An 18,908-nucleotide genomic window follows, 5' to 3' on the forward strand; every position below is an offset into this window, starting at 1 on the left:
ACTCCGGCTTTGGAGCGTGGGCCGCCGCGATGGGCCATCCTTGGCCCAGCGCGGCTAACCCGGCGTCCTGCCGGGTTACCCACGCTCCAAAGCCTGCGTTCGGCCAGCGTGGTTTTACGGGGCGCCTGAGATCAAAATCAAAAGCCAGATCAAACGCGAATCTGCTTTTCTGTGGGAGTGGGCTTGCCCGCGATGGCGGCCCGACGGCCGACCCCTATTTACCTGATGCCCCCCACTCCAAATGTGGGAGTGGGCTTGCCCGCGATGGCGGCCCGACGGCCGACCACCCTTTACCTGATGCCCCACGCCCCAAAGGTGGGAGTGGGCTTGCCCGCGATGGCGGCCCGACGGCCGACCACCCTTTACCTGATGCCCCACGCCCCAAATGTGGGAGCGGGCTTGCCCGCGATGGCGGCCTGACAGCCGACCCATTTCAGCCAACCCAAGGTGCCATCCCATGCTTCAACTGATCCTCGGTGGCGCTCGCTCCGGCAAAAGCCGTCTCGCCGAAAGGCTCGCCAGCGACAGTGCCTTGCCCGTCATTTACATTGCCACCAGCCAACCGCTGGATGGCGAGATGAACGCGCGCGTCGCGCTGCATCGCCAACGTCGCCCGGACGATTGGGGCTTGATCGAGGAGCCTGTTGAGCTGGCGCGGGTGCTTCGGGAGAACGCTGCCGTGGGGCAGTGTCTGCTGGTGGACTGCCTGACGCTGTGGCTGACCAATCTGCTGAGGCTCGAGGACGTCGAACGCTTGGCGCTCGAACGCGAACAACTGCTGGAAACCCTGGCCTCGTTGCCGGGTGAAATCATTTTTGTCAGCAACGAGACCGGTCTGGGTGTCGTGCCGCTGGGCGAATTGACTCGCCGCTATGTGGATGAAGCCGGTTGGCTGCATCAAGCCTTGGCCGAGCGGTGTCAGCGTGTTGTCCTGACCGTTGCCGGCCTGCCCCTGACTTTGAAAGGTACTGCGTTATGACTGACACTTGGTGGCTCAACCCTTGTAAGGCGATCGATGCTCAAGCGTACGAACAAGCCCTGGCGCGCCAGCAACAATTGACCAAGCCGGCCGGTTCCCTCGGTCAGTTGGAGGCGCTGGCAGTGCAATTGGCCGGTCTGCAGGGCCAGGTCAAGCCGTCAGTGGATTCTCTGTGGATCGCCATTTTCGCCGGTGACCATGGCGTGGTTGCGGAAGGCGTGTCGGCGTTTCCCCAGGAAGTCACCGGGCAGATGCTGCAGAACTTTGTCACCGGTGGCGCGGCCATCAGCGTATTGGCGCGGCAGTTGGGTGCGCAGTTGGAAGTGGTCGACCTGGGGACGGTGACGCCGTCGCTGGATCTGCCGGGTGTACGGCACTTGAATATCGGCGCGGGCACGGCCAACTTCGTCAACGGCCCGGCGATGACCGAGGCTCAGGGGCAGCTCGCCCTGCAAGCCGGTCGCGACAGTGCGTGGCGTGCGTTGGCAAACGGGGCGCAACTGTTTATCGGCGGCGAGATGGGCATCGGCAACACCACCGCCGCCAGTGCGCTGGCGTGTGCCTTGCTCGATTGCCCGGTCAGCGACCTCACCGGGCCGGGCACCGGGTTGAATGCCCAGGGTGTCAGCCACAAAGTGGCCGTGATCGAACGCGCGCTGGCGTTGCATGCCGGCCAGCGCGGTAATGCGTTGCAGACCCTGTTCAATCTTGGCGGCTTTGAAATTGCCGCACTGGTGGGCGCGTATCTGGGCTGCGCCCAGGAAGGCATCGTGGTGCTGGTGGATGGGTTCATCTGCACGGTCGCGGCGCTGGTGGCGACACGCGTGAACCCGGCGTGCCGTGAATGGCTGGTGTTTGGCCATCGCGGTGCCGAGCCTGGCCATCGTCATGTGCTGCAGCGTCTGGACGCGCAGCCATTGCTGGAACTGGGTCTGCGCCTGGGTGAGGGCAGCGGTGCTGCGCTGGCGGTGCCGTTGTTGCGCCTGGCCTGCGCGCTGCACGGGCAGATGGCGACCTTCGCCGAAGCCGCCGTGGCAGACCGTCCGGCATGACCTTGCGCCTCGACCTGCTGCGCCACGGCGAAACCGAGATGGGCGGCGGCCTGCGCGGCAGCCTGGATGACGCACTCACCACCAAGGGCTGGGCGCAGATGCGTGCTGCTGTTGTGGCGCAAGGGCCGTGGGACCGCTTGGTCAGTTCGCCACTGCAACGTTGTGCGCGGTTCGCCGAGGCATTGGGCGCTCAACTCAACCTGCCGGTCACGCTGGAAAAGGATCTGCAAGAGCTGCACTTCGGTGCCTGGGAGGGGCAAAGTGCCGCCGCCTTGATGGAGACCGACGCCGAGGGGCTGGGCTTGTTCTGGGCTGATCCCTACAGTTTTACGCCGCCGGAGGGGGAGCCTGTCAGCGACTTTTCCGGTCGGGTTCTGGGCGCTGTCGCACGTTTACATCAGGCTTACGCCGGTGAGCGTGTGTTGTTGATCAGCCATGGCGGCGTGATGCGCCTGCTATTGGCGCAAGCGCGAGGCTTGCCTCGGGAGCAATTGCTAAACGTGGAAGTTGGCCACGGTGGGCTATTCAGCCTGCAGGTCGCCAACGACGGCGCGCTGAAGGAAGTGGGGTAACCATGCTGCCATTCTGGATCGCCCTGCAATTTCTCAGCAGCCTGCCGATTCGCCTGCCGGGCATGCCGCAGCCTCAGGAGCTGGGCCGCTCGTTGCTGTTTTATCCCGTCGTCGGTGTGTTGTTCGGTGTGCTGTTGTGGGCCTTGAGTACGGCATTGATGGGCGCGCCGCTGTTGCTGCATGCCGCACTGTTGCTGACGGCCTGGGTGCTGCTCAGTGGCGGCCTGCACCTGGACGGTCTGGCGGACAGCGCCGATGCCTGGCTGGGCGGCTTCGGCGATCGCGAGCGAACGCTCGCGATCATGAAGGACCCGCGCAGCGGGCCGATTGCCGTCGTCACGCTGGGGCTGGTGCTGCTGCTCAAATTCACCGCCTTGGTCGCCTTGATCGAACAGCAGAACGGCGCCGCACTGATCCTGGCCCCGTTGATCGGCCGCGCATCGATGCTGGCGCTGTTTCTCACCACGCGCTATGTGCGTGCTGGCGGATTGGGACAGGCATTGTCGGATCATTTACCGAGGATCGTCGGCCAACAGGTGCTGATCCTCAGTGGGCTGGCGTGCATCCTGATCGGCGGCTTCAGCGGTGGAGTTGCGGTATTGCTCGCGGCGATCTGTTTTATCGGGCTGCGCCAACTGATGGTCAATCGCCTGGGCGGCACCACGGGCGACACCGCGGGCGCCTTGCTGGAGCTGCTGGAAGTCGCGGTATTGGTTGGCTTGGCGCTGTAACACTTTCTTGCATTTCCTTAATCGCGGGTATATACACGTTCCATGCTTGCCTCCCAATGTTTATGTACCAACCTGCGACGTGCCGCCCGTGGCGTCAGCAGGCATTACGACGGCGCCCTTGATGGCTTCGGGATCAACGTCGCCCAGTATTCCTTGCTGTGCAACCTGCAGCGACTCGATCAGCCGAGCATTTCCAACCTGGCCGACGCCATGGGCCTGGATCGCAGCACCTTGGGGCGCAACCTGCGGGTGTTGGAAGGCGAGGGCCTGGTGCAGTTGGTTGAGGGGGATGACTTGCGTAACCGCCTGGTGAAGTTGACCGACGACGGTGAGGCACGACTCGCCGCCGCATTACCCGCCTGGGAGGCGGCGCAGCAGAAATTGATCGATCAACTCGGCGCGGAAAAACGCGAAACCTTGTTGGCCTTGCTGGACGAACTCGCCTGATCGCGGGTTTTTTCGACTATAAGCGGGTATATACCCGCGAGCGGAGAATAAGAAATGACCTCGATGTGGCGCACCAGTGGCTGGATTCTTGTGGGGAGTGCGCTGATCCTGGCGTTGTCGTTGGGTGTGCGACACGGGTTCGGCCTGTTCCTGGCGCCGATGAGCAGCGAGTTCGGCTGGGGCCGTGAAACCTTTGCCTTCGCCATCGCCTTGCAGAACCTTATCTGGGGCCTGGCACAGCCGTTTACCGGCGCCCTGGCCGATCGGTTTGGCGCCACCAGAGCGGTGTTTGTCGGCGGCGTTCTTTACGCGGTGGGCCTGGTGCTGATGGGCATGTCCGATTCGGCGTGGTCGCTGTCCCTCAGTGCCGGCCTGCTGATTGGTATCGGCCTGTCCGGCACCTCGTTCTCGGTGATTCTCGGCGTGGTCGGCCGCGCCGTGGCCCCGGAAAAACGCAGCATGGCCATGGGCATCGCGAGCGCTGCCGGTTCGTTCGGCCAGTTTGCGATGGTGCCGGGCACCTTGGGCTTGATCAGTTGGTTGGGGTGGTCTGCAGCACTGCTGGCGCTGGGCCTCATGGTGGCGCTGATTCTGCCGCTGGTCGCGATGCTCAAGGACCGGCCGTTGCCGGTGATGGCCGGTCAGCAAACCTTGCGTGAAGCGTTGAAGGAAGCCTGTTCCCATTCCGGCTTCTGGTTGTTGGCCTTCGGCTTTTTTGTCTGCGGTTTCCAGGTGGTGTTCATCGGTGTGCATTTGCCGGCCTACCTGGTGGACCAGCACCTGCCGGCCACCGTCGGCACCACGGTGTTGGCGCTGATTGGCCTGTTCAATATCTTCGGCACCTACACCGCCGGCTGGCTCGGTGGGCGCATGTCCAAGCCGCGCTTGCTGACCGGTTTGTACCTGTTGCGTGCGGTGGTGATTGTGCTGTTTCTGTGGGCGCCGGTCACCGAAGTCACGGCCTACCTGTTTGGCATGGCCATGGGCTTCTTGTGGCTGTCCACCGTACCGCTGACCAACGGCACCGTCGCGACACTGTTTGGTGTGCGAAACCTCTCCATGCTCGGTGGGATCGTGTTCCTGTTCCACCAGCTTGGTTCATTCCTGGGCGGCTGGTTGGGCGGGGTGGTCTATGATCGTACCGGCAACTACGATTTGATCTGGCAGGTGGCAATTCTGTTGAGCCTGCTCGCCGCGGCGCTTAACTGGCCGGTGCGCGAGCGGCCGGTGGCACGATTGCAGGCGCAGATGGAGGCAGCATGAGCTTAGCGGTACGCGGTGTGATACTTATCGCAGGGTTGGTCCTGGTGCTGCTGGCCTGGTGGGGCTGGCAACACGGCGGGCTGGCGTTGATGCAACTGGGTATGCCGATCTGTTAAGTTCGTAGCCTGAATATTTTGAAGGACACCCGACATGCAGATGCGCTGGCTCGCTGTACCCGTCCTGATGGCAATCGGCAGTGTCGCCTCTGCTGCCAGTTGCCCGCCGCTGCTGGAAGGCCAATTGCCCAAGCTGCGCGCCAAGGAATCCATCGACCTGTGCCAACGTTTTGCCGGCAAACCCTTGGTCATCGTCAATACCGCGAGCTTCTGCGGGTTCGCCCCACAGTTCAAAGGGCTCGAAGCGTTGTATCAACGCTACAAGGGCGAAGGGCTGGAAGTGATCGGCGTGCCGTCCGATGACTTCAAGCAGGAAGCCAAGACCGGTGAAGAGACCGCCAAGGTGTGTTACGTGAATTATGGCGTGACCTTTACCATGACCGAGCCACAAAGGGTCAAGGGGCCGGACGCGGTGCATTTGTTCAAGGTATTGGCGCAGCAGACCGACGCGCCGCCGAAGTGGAATTTCTACAAGTATGTGGTGGATCGGCAGGGCAAGGTGATTGCCAATTTCTCCAGCCTTACCAAGCCGGACAGTCCGGAGCTGATCAAGGCGGTGGAGGAGGCGATCGCCTCCAAACCGTGATCGGCGTGCATTAAAAAGCCCCGCCTCCTTTGCAGGAGAGCGGGGCTTTTTTATGCGGCGTCGGGTTAGAACTTGTAGGTCAAGCCCAGGCCGAAACCGTTAGCGCTGTTTTCGTACTTGGCGTTGTACGTCTGACGCAGGGCATTGGTGCGCTGCACTTTGACGTCTTCTTCCTTGAGGTACGAGTAAGCCAGGTCGACGGTCATGTTATCCATGACCGCGTAGCCCAGGCCCACACTGAAGATTGTACGGTCGCCAGTAGGGATGCGCGGTGAACGATCGGTATTGTTGGTAGGCGACTGGTCGAAGGTCAGGCCGGTACGCAGTACAACTTGTTTGGTCAGTTGGTACGAAGTACCCACTGCGTATGCCCAAGTGTCATGCCAGTTCTGATCTTCTTTGATAGTACCGACCAGCGCCGGAGCAACGCCGCCGCCGTTGGCAGCGGTGACGCCTTCGTTGTTGACGGTGATGTCTTTCAGGCGGCTCCAACGGGTCCAGGTCGCACCTGCATAGAGTTTCCATGCATCGTTCATGTCCTGAGTGACCGACAGATCCCAGGATTCAGGGGTGTCGATTTTCAGCGAGGCATCGTAACGATTTCCGCGCAGGGCAATGCCTGGAACGCCCGTGCCCGGGGTCACTTCAGTATGGCCTTCGAGCTTGTACTTCACTTTCGAGTGATAAGTCAGGCCCACGCGCGTGGTATCGGTGGCTTGAACCAGAACGCCGAAGTTAAAGCCCAGGGCAGTATCGTCGCCCTTGATCTTGATGTTATTCGGGCCGCTGCCTGGAACCTGAGGCAACGAAACATCCGACTCCAGCACGCCGGAGATCCGGTTGATGGTTGGGCCAAAGCCGATGGAAACCCTGTCGTTAAAGGCATAGCTGACAGTCGGCTGGAAGGTCATGACCTTCACTTCGCTCTTGCTGCCAAAGCCACGGCCCTGGAAGCCATTTTCGTAGTCGGTCACCAAACCGAACGGAGCATAGACGCCGAAACCGATGGCCCACTGTTCATTGAGCTTGTTTGTGTAGAAGCCGAATGGAACGGCGGTGAAGGGCACCATGTCACCTTTGTTGCTACCGGTGGTGTTGGTGTTGCCACTGACGTGGCTGATATCGGTTGAAGCATCAATCGCTGCAACACCGCCCGTGATTTGCTGGCCTTCCAGCCGAGCCATACCGGCAGGGTTACCGTAAACAGTACTTGCATCATCGGCAGAAGAAGAGCGACCTGCGAAACCCGTACCCATCCCGCTGACGCTCTGTTCGTTCAGTGCGAAACCGCTTGCAAACAGTTGGGAGGATGCCATGGCAACGGCGAGGCTAAGTGTGGTCTTGAGCATTACTTTTTTCATTATTAGAACTCCGTGGTGATCACCGCTGCGGAAAGTAACAATAAATTTAAGATCGCGCTATAGGCTGTAATACTGGAGATAGAGCGGTTTTGTAGGACAATCCGACCAGAATTCGGGGTTTTTGGCGAATCTTGCAAATTGCCCGGTCAGCAAGCCACGTGATTCATGGGTGAAACACAGGTTTGCCAGGCTTGAGTGAAATCGCGCAGCCTTCCTTGTGGGTGAAATATTTCTTTCCAGATACGCGCCATTGCCAAGACATCACCGGGCGGTGGCAGGGTGCAGGTGTGTTGTTCAACCAAAAGCCAGGCGATTGCCGTGGCGTAGCGCAGGTTTACCGTCAACTCCAGTTGCGGCGCGCTGAGGAAGGCATGTTGGCTGGCCAGTCCACGCACCAGGCTGGCCCGTTCAGGGTCCAGCGCCAGGTACTTGTCCCATAAATCGCGATGGCGGGGCTCGGTGATGCTGTACAGGCCATGCCCGCGTCGGTCGTGCAAAGCGGAACCGAGTTCCGACTGGCTGGCGGCAATGCCCAGCAGCAGGGACTCAGCCGTCGGGTTATGGCGGCCGAGGTACAGTAATGTCGGCCGGATCACATAACGACACAATTCGCTGGCGGCGATACCCATACGAGCCTCAATCCGTGAAAATGGTCGGCGAGGCCTGAGGAGGGGGCTTGGCAGCAGTGGATCGGATCTCAGGCTCGCCGGAGGCGGATCATGCCGCCTGAGTTGAAGTGTAGTGTCATATTTGTGATGTAAAGGACTGTTTTTAAAACATCTTATTCATTTAGTTATAACGTTTATATCTATTTGAACTTAATGTCATCACCTGTGCATAAAAGCCAGGCAATAAAAAACCCTGTTTTTTAAACAGGGTTTTTTTATGTTTCAGCGACTCAGGTCGATCAGGCAACCAGTGCCTGACGAGTACGTTCGATCACAGCCTGCAGCGGTTCTGCGCTGGAGTATTGATCGGGGTACAGGCGTTCGCTGTGACGAGCGATGCCGTGTTCATTGACCAGGGTGAAGCTGAAGCAGCCTTTACGAGCGGCCATGATCAGGCAGTTCATTGGGGCAAAAGCATTGGTGAGGGTGCGAATGGCATCCTGAGTATGGATAGTGGACATATTATTGGTGTTCCTACAAATGACACGGTTAAGAACCGTGCAACGTTAAAACGTTCCAGTGACGTTGATCACCATTGATCGAACGAAGAACCCGACTGGAACAAAGCAGCCAGTTTGAAGCGCTAATAAGTTAGGCGCGCTTGGGCTGGCAGGTAGGTACTTAGGAGGGCAGGCAACACAACAGGGGCAAAGGTTCTGGGCCCAGGGTGGAGATCCTGATCAATTTGCAGGCTGGTTCGGTCAGAGTATTGAAACTTCGCGACACCCTTTGTTTGTTCAAAGGCCGTGTCGTCGCAAGTGATACCTGGAAACCATCGAGGTGGTCGATCCCGTGTTGTTCAGGGGAGTTGTTCGACCAGAATTGACTTTCAGCTTGGTACTAACGCCGCGGATAGTAACGGAATGAATTTGGTAATGGAAGGGCTCTGACCAAAAAACTTCAATCAGCCGCCCAGCAGGCCCCGATAGACCAGCACCGTGGTTGCCGCTGCCAACGAGCAGCCCAGCCCGTAAGCGGCGAGGGTCAAGCGCAGGGACTGGCCGGTCTCCACCACTTTCATCACATCGGCCATGTCGTTGATCCGGCCTTCGCCCAGTTCAATGCACAGGCTTACGGCGGTAAACGCCGCCGACAGCAAGATAGCGATGGCAAACAGTGCGCCGTCCGGGGATGGCAGCGCCGCATTGATCCCCAAGGAAATGGCGCAGATGGCCAGTAGCAACACAGCGAATAACAGAATTCCTTTCATCGACCCTTCCAACGTTGCGCTGTAGGTCGGGGAGTGTGGCGAGCCGGGAAAGATTTGAAAAGTCCCTGGTTTGCCCCGGCGGTAACATTTTTGCAGCAAGTTGCTTCATAAAAAGCCGGCGATATAACCATCGGATGGGTACTTGTGCACATTGGTTGCGCGGGGTGTAACCGCGCTGTCAACTGCACTGCAGCGCCGCCATTTGCCTGCAATGGAAATTTAAGTCAATGAAAAATCTGGCTTTTTTTTATTGGTGAAAAAATCGTCAGTTTGACTGCGGCCCCCATTCCATGGGGGTTTGCGCGGGTTAAAGGGGGGTTGTCCACTGAGTTATCCACAGCTTCTGTGGATTGTCCCGAGCGCTTGCTCTAGAACGGGCGTGCAGAGTTTTTTCAGCTTTACCTGTACGAAAAAAAGAGTAGAGTGGCGCGCCTTCCGTTCTGTCCCACAGTGCTTTATGAAGTTTCGCTCAGTATCACCTTCTGTTACCGACGCCCCTCACACTGTTACCGCCCCCAAGCGCTTTTCCTTGAAAGTGGCTTTGTGGTTGCTCGACAGCCCGCGCCTGGGTCACAACGTCAACGTCAAACACTTCGCCGGGCGCTTGCTCAAGCAGCCGGCCCGTGAAGGCGTGGTCGCTGCCCAAAGTCGCCTGGGCCAACTGATGTGCCGTGAGTGCGGGAATGCCCGTGACCGCCGCATCGGCCACGACCTGCTGCGCCTCGCGGCCCGTGCCGGTGACCGCCGCGCCCAACGTGAACTGGGCCAGGTCGAAGACTGAGCTGTCCTCAGGCCCTGTGCTCCGCTAACCTTGCTTTTTTTCGGTGATGGCAGACATGTCTATGGCGTTTGACTGGACCAGTATTGCCCTTGGCCTCGCTGGCGCTGCTGTGCCGTTATTGGCCCTGTGCTGGCAGCTTCAGCGACGGCTGACCGCGCGCATGACCGGCTGGGAACTGCTCGAAGAGCGTCTGGCCATTGCGCAACTGGCCCAAGAAGGCCTCGCCGCGCAGTTGGATGCCAGTCGCGATGAAATCAGCGACCTGAGCCAGGCCAATGCTGCCAAACAGGCTGACTTGGCGGCTGTGCGCCGCGAGGTCGAACTGCTGCAGATCGACCGCGACAATGCCCGCGACGCCGCGCATGCGTGGAACTTGGACCGCAGCGCCAAGGAGGCCGAGCTACGTCGCCTGGATGCATTGTCGTCCGCCCTGCGCGCCGAACTGCGTGAGCAGCAGGACAGCCATCAACAACGCCTTAACGACCTGCAAGGCTCACGGGATGAGTTGCGCGCGCAGTTCGCCGAACTGGCGGGCAAGATCTTCGACGAGCGTGAACAGCGCTTCGCCGAAACCAGCCAGGAACGCCTGGGCCAGTTGCTTGATCCGTTGAAGGAACGCATCCAGTCCTTCGAAAAACGCGTAGAAGAAAGCTACCAGAACGAAGCACGCGAGCGTTTTTCCCTGGCTAAGGAGCTTGAACGCCTACAGCAACTGAACCTGCGTCTGTCAGACGAGGCCACCAACCTGACCCGCGCCCTCAAGGGCCAGAAAACCCAAGGCAACTGGGGCGAGCTGATCCTTGAGCGGGTGTTGGAGCATGCGGGCCTGGAGAAGGGCCGCGAGTATCAGACTCAGGTCAGCCTCAAGGGCCCGGACGGCGAGCGTTTCCAGCCGGACGTGCTGATCATGTTGCCCGGCGACAAGCAGGTGGTGGTGGATTCCAAGGTCAGCCTCACCGCTTATCAACAGTACGTGGCAGCGGAGGATGATGTGATCGGCCAAGCGGCGTTGAAGCAGCACGTGCTGTCGCTGCGCAATCACGTCAAAGGCTTGGCCGGCAAGGATTACAAACGCCTGGAAGGCCTGCACAGCCTGGACTTCGTGTTGCTGTTCGTACCGATTGAGGCGGCTTTTTCGGCCGCGTTGCAGGCCGAACCGAACTTATTCCAGGAAGCCTTCGATCGCCATATCGTCATCGTCAGCCCCACCACGTTGCTGGCTACCCTGCGGGTGATCGATAGCCTGTGGAAGCAGGAACGCCAGAGCCAGAACGCCCGGGAAATCGCCGAGCGTGCGGGCTGGCTTTACGACAAATTCGTGCTGTTTATCCAGGACCTGGACGAAGTGGGTAATCGTCTACAACAGTTGGATAAGGCTTACAGCGCCGCGCGTAACAAGCTGACAGATGGACGCGGGAATCTGGTCAGCCGGACCGAGCAATTGAGGTTGCTCGGCGCGCGAGCGAGTAAAAGCTTGCCGGCCGATCTGCTGGAGCGGGCGATGACCGATTCCGACGGCGTGGCCCATCTGCCCGAATAGGTACAAACCAAAATGTGGCACTGACCTAAAGGGGCAGATGCCGACTCAGCAACGCTCGCAACGCCGCCGGCTTCACCGGCTTGGCCAGGTAATCCAGCCCCGCCGCATGCACCTCGGCCACCATTTCCGGGCGGCCGTCGGCACTGATGACCACGCCGGGAATCGGCTCCGCCAATTGCGCGCGCAGCCAGCCCATCAACTCAGTACCGGTCTCGCCATGATCCAGGTGGTAATCCACCAGTGCCAGCTGCGGGCGCACGCCCTCGGCCAGCAGCGCCGCGCATTGCGCCTGGTCGGTGGCGGTCCACACTTCGCAACCCCAGCGCGTCAACAGGCTGCGCATGCCAATCAGGATGCTCTCTTCGTTATCCACGCACAGCACCTGCGCACCGCTCAACGGCAGCCCGGTTTCCTGCGGCGTCTTGACCAGCGGGGTGGCCTGGTTGCGTGCCAGCGGCACGCGCACACTGAACACGCTGCCCTTGCCTGGCCATGAGCGCACGCTCAAGCGGTGGTCCAGCACGCGGCACAGGCCGTCGGCGATCGCCAAGCCAAGTCCCAGGCCTTTCTCCGCGCGGGTCTGGTGGCTGTCCAGGCGCTTGAATTCTTCGAAGATCACCTTCTGTTTATCCTGCGGGATACCCGGGCCACGGTCCCACACTTCCAAGCACAGCTCGCCTTTACGTCGGCGTACGCCCAGCAGCACCGGGCCGTCGGCATAACGGAAGGCGTTGGTGAGAAAATTCTGCAGAATCCGTCGTAACAACTTTATGTCGCTGTCGACGCGCAAACGGCTGCCGCGCAGGCGGAAGCGCAGACCTTGCTCCTGGGCGAGCGCCTTGAATTCCGCGCCGAGGGTGTCGAACAGCTCATTGAGCACAAAGGGCTGGCGCTGTGGGTTGATCTTGCCGTTTTCCAGGCGAGAAATATCCAGTAGGTCGCTGATCAGGTCTTCGGCAGAGCGCAGCGAACTGTCCAGGTGTTGCACCAATTGCCGGGCTTCGCTGGACAGGCCGTCGTTCTGGTGGGAGAGGGCGGCGGAGAACAGGCGCGCAGCATTCAACGGCTGCATCAGGTCATGGCTGACGGCCGCCAGGAAGCGCGTCTTCGACTGGCTGGCAGATTCGGCCACGCCCTTGGCGTCAGTGAGCGCCACGTTGAGCTGGGACAGCTCGTGGGTGCGCTCGGTCACCCGTTGCTCCAGGCCTTCGTTGGCTTCGGTGAGTGCCTGTTCGGCTTCGCGGAACGCGGTAATGTCAGTGAAGCTCATGACGAAACCGCCGCCGGGCATTGGGTTGCCGATCAGTTCGATCACGCGGCCATTGGGGAATAAACGCTCGGACGTGTGCGCGCGGCCCTGGCGCATCCAATGCAGGCGTCGCGCCACGTGCACTTCGGCCTCGCCCGGCCCGCACAGCCCGCGTTCGGCGTTGTAGCGGATGATGTCGGCAATTGGCCGGCCCACGCTGATCAGCCCGTCGGGGTAATTGAACAGCTCCAGGTAGCGCCGGTTCCAGGCCACCAGCTTGAGGGACTGGTCGACCACGCTGATGCCTTGGGTGATGTTTTCGATGGCGCCTTGCAGTAACGCGCGGTTGAACTGCAGCACTTCCGACGCTTCGTCGGCGATGCGTACGACGTCCTCCAACTGCATTTCCCGCCCTTCGATGGCTGCTTTTACCACTGCGCGGGTCGAGGATGCACCGAGTACACCGGCCAGCAAGCGTTCCGTGTGGGCGATCCAATCGTTGTCGGCATTCTGGTTGGGGTTGAAGCCTTTACCCTGGCGATAGGCGAAACGGATAAAGCTTTGCTGGGCCCGTTCTTCACCCACAAAGCGCGCAGCCAGGCTCAGCAGATCGCTGATCTGCACCGACAGCATTGAGCGGGCACTGGCGCGCTGGCTGATTTCCTGGCCGATAAAGCGCCCGGCTTGCCAGTGCTCGGACACCCGCGTGCGCGAGAGCATCGACACCCACACAAACAGCGTGAAGTTACCCGCCAGTGAGAACACGGTGCCCAGGGTCAGCGAAGTGACGGAGAGGCCCAGCGGGTGCGAATGCATCCACGTCAGCCCTGGGAAAAGGCTGAGGGACCAACCCAGGCTTTTCGCCGTCACCGGTAGGACCAAGGTGTAGAACCACAGGAAGGTGCCCGCTGCCAGGCCCGCGAATACACCGCGTCGGTTCGCCTGTTTCCAGTACAGCGCACCGAGCATCGCCGGCGCCAATTGGGTCACGGCGGCAAAGGCGATCTGGCCGATGGTCGCCAGGCTGGCGGTCGAACCCAGCAGGCGGTAACTGACGTAGGCCAGCAACAGGATGATCACGATGCTCACCCGGCGGACCGAGAGCATCCAGTGGCGGAACACTTCGAACGGCCGCTCGGCGCTGGAGCGACGCAGCAACCACGGCAGCAGCATGTCGTTGGACACCATGGTCGACAGCGCGATGCTCGCCACGATCACCATGCCGGTGGCCGCTGAAGCGCCGCCAATAAATGCCAGTACCGCGAGGGCGGGGTGGGCTTCGGCCATCGGCAGGCTGATGACGTAGGAGTCCGGAAGCACCGAGCCGGGCAGCATCATCTTGCCGCCCAAGGCGATCGGTACTACAAACAGCGCGGCAAGAATCAGATACGCGGGAAACACCCACTTGGCCAGGCGCAGGTCCTGCGGGTCGATGTTCTCGACCACCGTGACATGAAATTGCCGAGGCAAGCAGATGATCGCCATCATGGCCACGCCGGTCTGCACCACCATCGAAGGCCAGTTGACGGTCTCCTTCCAGTATTCCTCCAGCCGTGGCGCCAGAATGGCCTGGCTGAACAGGTCGCCGAAACCGTCGTACAGGCCGTAGGTCACAAACGCGCCGACTGCCAGAAACGCGAACAGCTTGACCAGGGATTCAAACGCAATCGCCAGCACCATGCCACGGTGGTGTTCCGTGGCGTCGAGGTTGCGGGTACCGAAGACGATAGTGAACAGCGCCAATACCAGCGACACGATCAGTGCGGTGTCCTGCGCGCGGGTGCCGGTGGTGTCGGCACCCGCGCCGATCAGCAGGTTGACTCCCAGCACGATGCCTTTGAGTTGCAGCGCAATATAGGGCAGTACGCCGACCAGGCAGATCAGTGCGACCACCACGGCCAGGGATTGGGATTTGCCGTAGCGCGCCGCAATAAAGTCGGCGATGGAGGTGATGTTTTCCTGCTTGCTGATCAGAATCATCTTCTGCAGCACCCAAGGTGCCAACACCAGCAATAGAACCGGTCCGAGGTAGATCGGTAAAAATGCCCACAGCTGTTCGGCAGCCTGGCCTACGGCGCCGAAGAAGGTCCAGCTGGTGCAGTAAACGGCGAGCGACAGGCTATACACCCAGGCACGTACACGTGGCGGCAAGGGCGCACGGCGACGATCACCGTAGAAGGCGATGGCAAACATAATGGCCATATAGGCCAGGGCAACGGCGGCGATCAGCCCGCTGGACAGCGTCATGGTAACTCCGAGCATAGGAACACCCAGGCATTCCGGGCCCGGTTGGACAGTCTCGCATGATGGGTGGGGTTAGTCAGTGTCGACCAAGGTCGTGTGGGATCGAATGTCGCAGGGGCGCTCAGCGAGGTGGCAGGGTTTTCTGGCGCAGGATGTAGAGTGTCACCAGCACGGCGCTGGTCAGCATGAAACCACGCGCCCACGGCAGGGGCACCAGGTAGCAGGAAACACCGATGCTCAGCCACATCAAGCCAATGGCGTAGACCTTGCCTTTGAGCGGGATACCGTTGCCGTCCAGGTAATCACGGATCCACGGGCCCAGGCGCGGGTGTTGCACCAGCCAGTGGTAGAAGCGCGGGGAGCTTCGAGCGAAGCAGGCGGCGGCGAGCAACAGAAAGGGCGTTGTCGGCAATACCGGTAGGAAAATGCCGATCACCCCCAGCGCTACGCTCAACCAGCCGATGGCCAGCAGCACGTAGCGCAGGAGCAGAGAACGATTGCCCATGGGTGTCACGGGCAAGCGACTCAGTGGTGACGTGGCTTGAGGATCGCCGGTTTTTCGTCAGGGGCGTTGCACAGCAGGTACAGCGCGGTCAGGGCTTCCGGGATCTGTACGATCATGTCATCCATCAGGTTGGCGTCGGCGGCGATGTCGGAGAACTCCGGCTGGTCGTCGAACAGGCCCGAACCGACCATGATCGGCAGCAGCATTTCGCTGACTTCTTCCTCGGCGGTTTCGAACCAGGCGGCTTCGCGCAGGAACACGCCTTCCATGAAGCCGATGCACCAGCCGCGCAGGTCGGAATCATCTGGCTCTTCGCCCAGGTCCAGCTCGCATGGCAATTCGAATTCCTCGTCGGAGGCCAGTTGGCGACCGATGTGGGCCTTGAGGGCCAGCAGGGTGGATTCGATTTCTTCGCGCTGGGCGGCGTCGGCGTAGTGCGGCTCTTCGGCGAACAGTGCGTCGATCCATTCGCGGTCGGGCACGACCTCGGAGCAGATCGACAGGGCGGTCAGGTAGCCGTGGGCGGCCACGTAGTCCAGCGCCTCGTCATGCAGCTCATCGGCGTCGAGGAAGGCTTGCAGGCGGGTTAGTTGCTCAGCGAAGGACATTGAAGGACTACCTTGGGAATAAACGATGCTGAATTCTAGGCCTTCTTGAGCGCCCAGGCCAGCCACACTGCATATTTGCCAGGTTTTAGATAGCGCTCGCTGTTCGTCAGTGGCGCCCTTTGCCGGGGATCGCTCGGGTATACTGCCGCGTTTTGTGATGCCCTTGCAGGCCAAGCGCCAGTCCGAGAAAACTTCGCTTACGGATTATTTCCCGTGAGAACGTGTTTTCTCGGCCAGCCTGTACAGAGGGATTTCGGCACTATTTTGGAGTTATACATGCTCGAGCAGGCTCAACGCGTCCTCAAGGACATCTTCGGCTACGACAGTTTTCGTGGCCGCCAGGGTGCGATCATTGAGCGCGTGGCCAGTGGCGGTGACGCCCTGGTCTTGATGCCTACCGGTGGTGGCAAGTCATTGTGTTTCCAGGTGCCGGCGCTGTTGCGCAATGGCTTGGCCGTGGTGGTGTCGCCGCTGATCGCGTTGATGGACGATCAGGTGGCGACCCTGGAAGAGCTGGGTGTCGCCGCCGCGTCCTTGAACTCCACCCTCAGCGCCGAGCAGCAGCGCGACCTGGCTGCACGCATCAAGCGCGGTGAGGTGAAGATGCTCTACCTCGCTCCCGAGCGCCTGGTGCAGCCACGCATGCTGGCCTTTTTGCAAAGCCTGGAAATCGCCCTCTTCGCGATCGACGAGGCCCACTGCGTGTCGCAATGGGGCCACGATTTCCGTCGCGAATACCTGCAGCTCGGCCAGTTGGCGGAACTGTTTCCCGATGTGCCGCGCATTGCCCTGACCGCCACCGCCGACAAGCGCACCCGCGAAGAAATCGTCGAGCGCCTGCACCTGCAGAACGCCGAGCGCTTCCTGTCGAGCTTCGACCGGCCGAATATCTTCTACCGCATCGTGCCCAAGGAGCAGCCGCGCAAGCAGTTGCTGGCCTTCCTGTCCGAGCGGCGCAGCGATGCCGGCATCGTCTATTGCCTGTCGCGCAAGAAGGTCGATGAAGTCGCCGCGTTCCTCTGCGAACAAGGTTACCCGGCGCTGCCTTACCACGCGGGCCTGCCTAACGAAACGCGCTCCGCCCACCAGAAGCGCTTCCTCAACGAGGAAGGCCTGATCATGGTGGCCACCATCGCGTTCGGCATGGGCATCGACAAATCCAACGTGCGCTTCGTGGCGCATATGGACCTGCCCAAATCCCTTGAGGCGTACTACCAGGAAACCGGGCGTGCCGGCCGTGATGGCCTGCCGGCGGATGCCTGGATGGTCTACGGCCTGCAAGACGTGGTGATGCTCAAGCAGATGTTGCAAAACTCCGAGGGTGACGAGCGTCACAAGCGCCTGGAGCAGCACAAGCTCGACGCGATGCTCTCGCTGTGTGAAGAGACCCGTTGCCGTCGCCAGACCTTGCTCGCGTATTTCGACGAAGACATGCCCCAACCCTGCGGCCATTGCGACAACTGCGTCGACGGCGTGCAGACCTGGGACGCCACTGAACCCGCGCGCCAGGGTTTGTCCGCTATTTACCGCACCGGCCAGCGTTATGGCGTGGGTCATTTGGTGGATGTATTACTGGGCAAGGATAACGAGAAGGTCCGCAGCTTCGGCCACGAAAAACTGTCGGTCTATGGCGTGGGCAAGGCCCGCGCTGAGGGCGAATGGCGTTCGCTGTTCCGGCAGATGGTCGCGCGTGGCTTGGTGGATATCGACATCGAAGGGTATGGCGGTTTGCGCCTGAATGACAGTTGCCGGCCATTGCTCAAGGGCGAAGTCAGCCTTGAGCTGCGCCGCGACCTCAAGCCGCAGACCACCGCCAAGAGCAGCACCAGCCAGGCCAGCCAACTGGTGCGTGGCGAAGAGCGCGAACAGTGGGAAGCCTTGCGCACCCTGCGGCGCAAACTGGCGCAGGAACACAGCGTGCCGCCTTACGTTATTTTCCCCGACTCCACCTTGCTGGAGATGTTGCGCGAGCAGCCCACCAGCATGGCTGAAATGGCGCGGGTCAGCGGCGTGGGTGCGCGCAAGCTCGAGCGCTACGGCCAGGCCTTCCTCGAAGTGCTGGGCGGCCAGGCCGAAGCGCCGAAGGAAATCGCCGATATTCGCCATGAATTGATCAGCCTGGCCCGCGCAGGCATGACCCCGATCCAGATCGCCGGTCAGCTGCAATGCTCGGAAAAAAACGTCTACACCTTGTTGGCTGAATCCATCGGCAAGCAGCAGCTGTCGTTGGAGCAGGCGCTTGATTTGCCGGAAGATTTGCTCGGCGAGATCCAAGACGCGTTCCTGGACGGAGAGGGCGAATTGCCACCAGTTGCGGAGATCGCACCGCTGTTTACAGGGCGTGTTCCTGAGGGTGTCTTGTACTGCGTAAGGGCCGCTTTGCAGTCTGAATTCGAAATTTAGTGCGCCAATTACGACAATGTAACGAATCAGTACATAGCAACTCTTGCCTACGGGAAGAGCGCATGCTTAGCTGACTAATAATTAGCCACACTTTATTTTCAGTCTAAAACATGAGTTTTTTATGCCGTTAACCGATCAACACCGATTTGGCATGCAGCTGGCGCAAATGTCCCGTGGTTGGCGCGCCGAGCTCGACCGCCGTTTGGCGGGGCTGGGCTTGTCCCAGGCGCGCTGGCTGGTGCTGTTGCACTTGGCCCGTTTCGAGGATGCACCCACCCAGCGCGAATTGGCGCAAAGCGTCGGCGTCGAAGGGCCGACACTGGCTCGCCTGCTGGACAGCCTGGAAGGTCAAGGCCTGGTGCAACGCCAGGCGGTGGTGGAAGACCGTCGTGCCAAGCGCATTCTGCTGTGTGATACCGCCCGGCCGTTGATTGAGCAGATCGAGACGATTGCTACCGCTTTGCGTCATGAGTTGTTTGTGGGGGTGGATGAAGCCGATTTGCGAGTGTGTATGCGGGTGCATGGGCACATTCTGGCGAATCTGGAAAAGTCCTGAGGCAAACAAACGCTGATTGACACTGGGCGGGCCTGCT

The 18,908-nt window shown here is 60.6% G+C and carries 18 protein-coding genes; 11 read left to right on the forward strand and 7 right to left on the reverse strand.

Features of this window, described 5'->3' with window-relative positions; genetic code table 11:
- The first annotated feature begins 457 nt into the window (after positions 1–457).
- The 7 genes from cobU to K7431_RS17010 all read left to right on the forward strand — a co-directional run bounded on the left by cobU (position 458) and on the right by K7431_RS17010 (position 5,746).
- Positions 458–979, forward strand: a complete 522-nt coding sequence (cobU, locus tag K7431_RS16980; protein WP_015885235.1) for a bifunctional adenosylcobinamide kinase/adenosylcobinamide-phosphate guanylyltransferase — start codon at positions 458–460, stop codon at positions 977–979.
- A complete protein-coding gene (gene cobT, locus K7431_RS16985; RefSeq protein ID WP_015885234.1) occupies positions 976–2,031 on the forward strand; it encodes a nicotinate-nucleotide--dimethylbenzimidazole phosphoribosyltransferase in 1,056 nt (351 codons plus the stop codon). Before cobU ends, cobT begins: the two co-directional genes overlap by 4 nt.
- On the forward strand, positions 2,028–2,603 hold the full coding sequence (gene cobC / locus K7431_RS16990; protein WP_015885233.1) for an alpha-ribazole phosphatase family protein: 576 nt from the start codon (positions 2,028–2,030) through the stop codon (positions 2,601–2,603). The genes cobT and cobC overlap by 4 nt, the downstream gene beginning before the upstream one ends.
- Before the next feature lie 2 nt (positions 2,604–2,605).
- Positions 2,606–3,334 carry an adenosylcobinamide-GDP ribazoletransferase gene (locus K7431_RS16995; protein ID WP_015885232.1) on the forward strand — a complete coding sequence of 243 codons (729 nt, stop codon included), beginning with the start codon at positions 2,606–2,608 and terminating at the stop codon, positions 3,332–3,334.
- 42 nt (positions 3,335–3,376) lie between these two features.
- Positions 3,377–3,781, forward strand: coding sequence for a MarR family winged helix-turn-helix transcriptional regulator (locus tag K7431_RS17000; RefSeq protein ID WP_015885231.1), 405 nt, complete (start codon positions 3,377–3,379; stop codon positions 3,779–3,781).
- A 63-nt stretch (positions 3,782–3,844) separates the two neighbouring features.
- Positions 3,845–5,044, forward strand: a complete 1,200-nt coding sequence (locus tag K7431_RS17005) for an MFS transporter (RefSeq protein WP_162471080.1) — start codon at positions 3,845–3,847, stop codon at positions 5,042–5,044.
- Between the two features lie 150 nt (positions 5,045–5,194).
- A complete protein-coding gene (locus tag K7431_RS17010) occupies positions 5,195–5,746 on the forward strand; it encodes a glutathione peroxidase (RefSeq protein WP_015885229.1) in 552 nt (183 codons plus the stop codon).
- A gap of 65 nt (positions 5,747–5,811) precedes the next feature.
- Here the strand turns inward: K7431_RS17010 and K7431_RS17015 are convergent, their stop codons facing one another.
- The 4 genes from K7431_RS17015 to K7431_RS17030 all read right to left on the reverse strand — a co-directional run bounded on the left by K7431_RS17015 (position 5,812) and on the right by K7431_RS17030 (position 8,985).
- Positions 5,812–7,107, reverse strand: a complete 1,296-nt coding sequence (locus K7431_RS17015; protein WP_015885228.1) for an OmpP1/FadL family transporter — start codon at positions 7,105–7,107, stop codon at positions 5,812–5,814.
- A 146-nt stretch (positions 7,108–7,253) separates the two neighbouring features.
- Complete coding sequence (locus tag K7431_RS17020) at positions 7,254–7,736, reverse strand: hypothetical protein (protein ID WP_015885227.1); 483 nt, start codon at positions 7,734–7,736, stop codon at positions 7,254–7,256.
- 278 nt (positions 7,737–8,014) lie between these two features.
- Positions 8,015–8,236, reverse strand: coding sequence for a hypothetical protein (locus tag K7431_RS17025; RefSeq protein WP_024076751.1), 222 nt, complete (start codon positions 8,234–8,236; stop codon positions 8,015–8,017).
- Between the two features lie 443 nt (positions 8,237–8,679).
- The gene (locus tag K7431_RS17030) at positions 8,680–8,985 is read right to left on the reverse strand and encodes a hypothetical protein (protein WP_015885226.1); all 306 of its coding nucleotides are present in this window, start codon (positions 8,983–8,985) and stop codon (positions 8,680–8,682) included.
- A gap of 457 nt (positions 8,986–9,442) precedes the next feature.
- On the opposite strand from K7431_RS17030, the gene K7431_RS17035 reads away from it, so the two are divergent.
- Positions 9,443–9,766, forward strand: coding sequence for a hypothetical protein (locus K7431_RS17035; protein ID WP_015885225.1), 324 nt, complete (start codon positions 9,443–9,445; stop codon positions 9,764–9,766).
- A 175-nt stretch (positions 9,767–9,941) separates the two neighbouring features.
- Entirely contained in the window at positions 9,942–11,306 is a 1,365-nt protein-coding gene (rmuC, locus tag K7431_RS17040) for a DNA recombination protein RmuC (RefSeq protein ID WP_173390411.1), read from the forward strand.
- 25 nt (positions 11,307–11,331) lie between these two features.
- Here rmuC and K7431_RS17045 read toward each other — a convergent pair whose 3' ends face one another.
- The 3 genes from K7431_RS17045 to K7431_RS17055 form a co-directional block, all read right to left on the reverse strand.
- Positions 11,332–14,802 (reverse strand): hybrid sensor histidine kinase/response regulator, encoded by a 3,471-nt coding sequence (locus K7431_RS17045; RefSeq protein WP_015885223.1) that lies wholly within the window; start codon positions 14,800–14,802, stop codon positions 11,332–11,334.
- A gap of 118 nt (positions 14,803–14,920) precedes the next feature.
- Positions 14,921–15,304 (reverse strand): YbaN family protein, encoded by a 384-nt coding sequence (locus K7431_RS17050; RefSeq protein WP_043205714.1) that lies wholly within the window; start codon positions 15,302–15,304, stop codon positions 14,921–14,923.
- A gap of 20 nt (positions 15,305–15,324) precedes the next feature.
- Positions 15,325–15,912 carry a UPF0149 family protein gene (locus K7431_RS17055; protein ID WP_015885221.1) on the reverse strand — a complete coding sequence of 196 codons (588 nt, stop codon included), beginning with the start codon at positions 15,910–15,912 and terminating at the stop codon, positions 15,325–15,327.
- Positions 15,913–16,188: 276 nt separating this feature from the next.
- On the opposite strand from K7431_RS17055, the gene recQ reads away from it, so the two are divergent.
- The gene (gene recQ / locus K7431_RS17060) at positions 16,189–18,315 is read left to right on the forward strand and encodes a DNA helicase RecQ (RefSeq protein ID WP_015885220.1); all 2,127 of its coding nucleotides are present in this window, start codon (positions 16,189–16,191) and stop codon (positions 18,313–18,315) included.
- Between the two features lie 121 nt (positions 18,316–18,436).
- Positions 18,437–18,871: a MarR family transcriptional regulator gene (locus K7431_RS17065; RefSeq protein ID WP_015885219.1), complete on the forward strand. Its 435-nt coding sequence runs from the start codon at positions 18,437–18,439 to the stop codon at positions 18,869–18,871.
- Positions 18,872–18,908: the final 37 nt, after the last annotated feature.

The organism is Pseudomonas fluorescens group sp., assembly GCF_020093335.1.
Taxonomy (GTDB): domain Bacteria; phylum Pseudomonadota; class Gammaproteobacteria; order Pseudomonadales; family Pseudomonadaceae; genus Aquipseudomonas; species Aquipseudomonas petroselini.

Excerpts from the sequence above, each read along its gene's own strand:
- cobC (WP_015885233.1), top strand. The coding sequence starts at position 2,028 with ATGACCTTGCGCCTCGACCTGCTGCGCCACGGCGAAACCGAGATGGGC.
- recQ (WP_015885220.1), top strand. The coding sequence starts at position 16,189 with ATGCTCGAGCAGGCTCAACGCGTCCTCAAGGACATCTTCGGCTACGAC.
- K7431_RS17035 (WP_015885225.1), top strand. The coding sequence starts at position 9,443 with ATGAAGTTTCGCTCAGTATCACCTTCTGTTACCGACGCCCCTCACACT.
- K7431_RS17045 (WP_015885223.1), bottom strand. The coding sequence starts at position 14,802 with ATGACGCTGTCCAGCGGGCTGATCGCCGCCGTTGCCCTGGCCTATATG.
- cobT (WP_015885234.1), top strand. The coding sequence starts at position 976 with ATGACTGACACTTGGTGGCTCAACCCTTGTAAGGCGATCGATGCTCAA.
- K7431_RS17065 (WP_015885219.1), top strand. The coding sequence starts at position 18,437 with ATGCCGTTAACCGATCAACACCGATTTGGCATGCAGCTGGCGCAAATG.
- K7431_RS17005 (WP_162471080.1), top strand. The coding sequence starts at position 3,845 with ATGTGGCGCACCAGTGGCTGGATTCTTGTGGGGAGTGCGCTGATCCTG.
- K7431_RS17015 (WP_015885228.1), bottom strand. The coding sequence starts at position 7,107 with ATGAAAAAAGTAATGCTCAAGACCACACTTAGCCTCGCCGTTGCCATG.
- K7431_RS16995 (WP_015885232.1), top strand. The coding sequence starts at position 2,606 with ATGCTGCCATTCTGGATCGCCCTGCAATTTCTCAGCAGCCTGCCGATT.
- K7431_RS17030 (WP_015885226.1), bottom strand. The coding sequence starts at position 8,985 with ATGAAAGGAATTCTGTTATTCGCTGTGTTGCTACTGGCCATCTGCGCC.
- K7431_RS17020 (WP_015885227.1), bottom strand. The coding sequence starts at position 7,736 with ATGGGTATCGCCGCCAGCGAATTGTGTCGTTATGTGATCCGGCCGACA.
- K7431_RS17025 (WP_024076751.1), bottom strand. The coding sequence starts at position 8,236 with ATGTCCACTATCCATACTCAGGATGCCATTCGCACCCTCACCAATGCT.
- K7431_RS17010 (WP_015885229.1), top strand. The coding sequence starts at position 5,195 with ATGCAGATGCGCTGGCTCGCTGTACCCGTCCTGATGGCAATCGGCAGT.
- K7431_RS17055 (WP_015885221.1), bottom strand. The coding sequence starts at position 15,912 with ATGTCCTTCGCTGAGCAACTAACCCGCCTGCAAGCCTTCCTCGACGCC.
- K7431_RS17050 (WP_043205714.1), bottom strand. The coding sequence starts at position 15,304 with ATGGGCAATCGTTCTCTGCTCCTGCGCTACGTGCTGCTGGCCATCGGC.
- K7431_RS17000 (WP_015885231.1), top strand. The coding sequence starts at position 3,377 with ATGCTTGCCTCCCAATGTTTATGTACCAACCTGCGACGTGCCGCCCGT.
- cobU (WP_015885235.1), top strand. The coding sequence starts at position 458 with ATGCTTCAACTGATCCTCGGTGGCGCTCGCTCCGGCAAAAGCCGTCTC.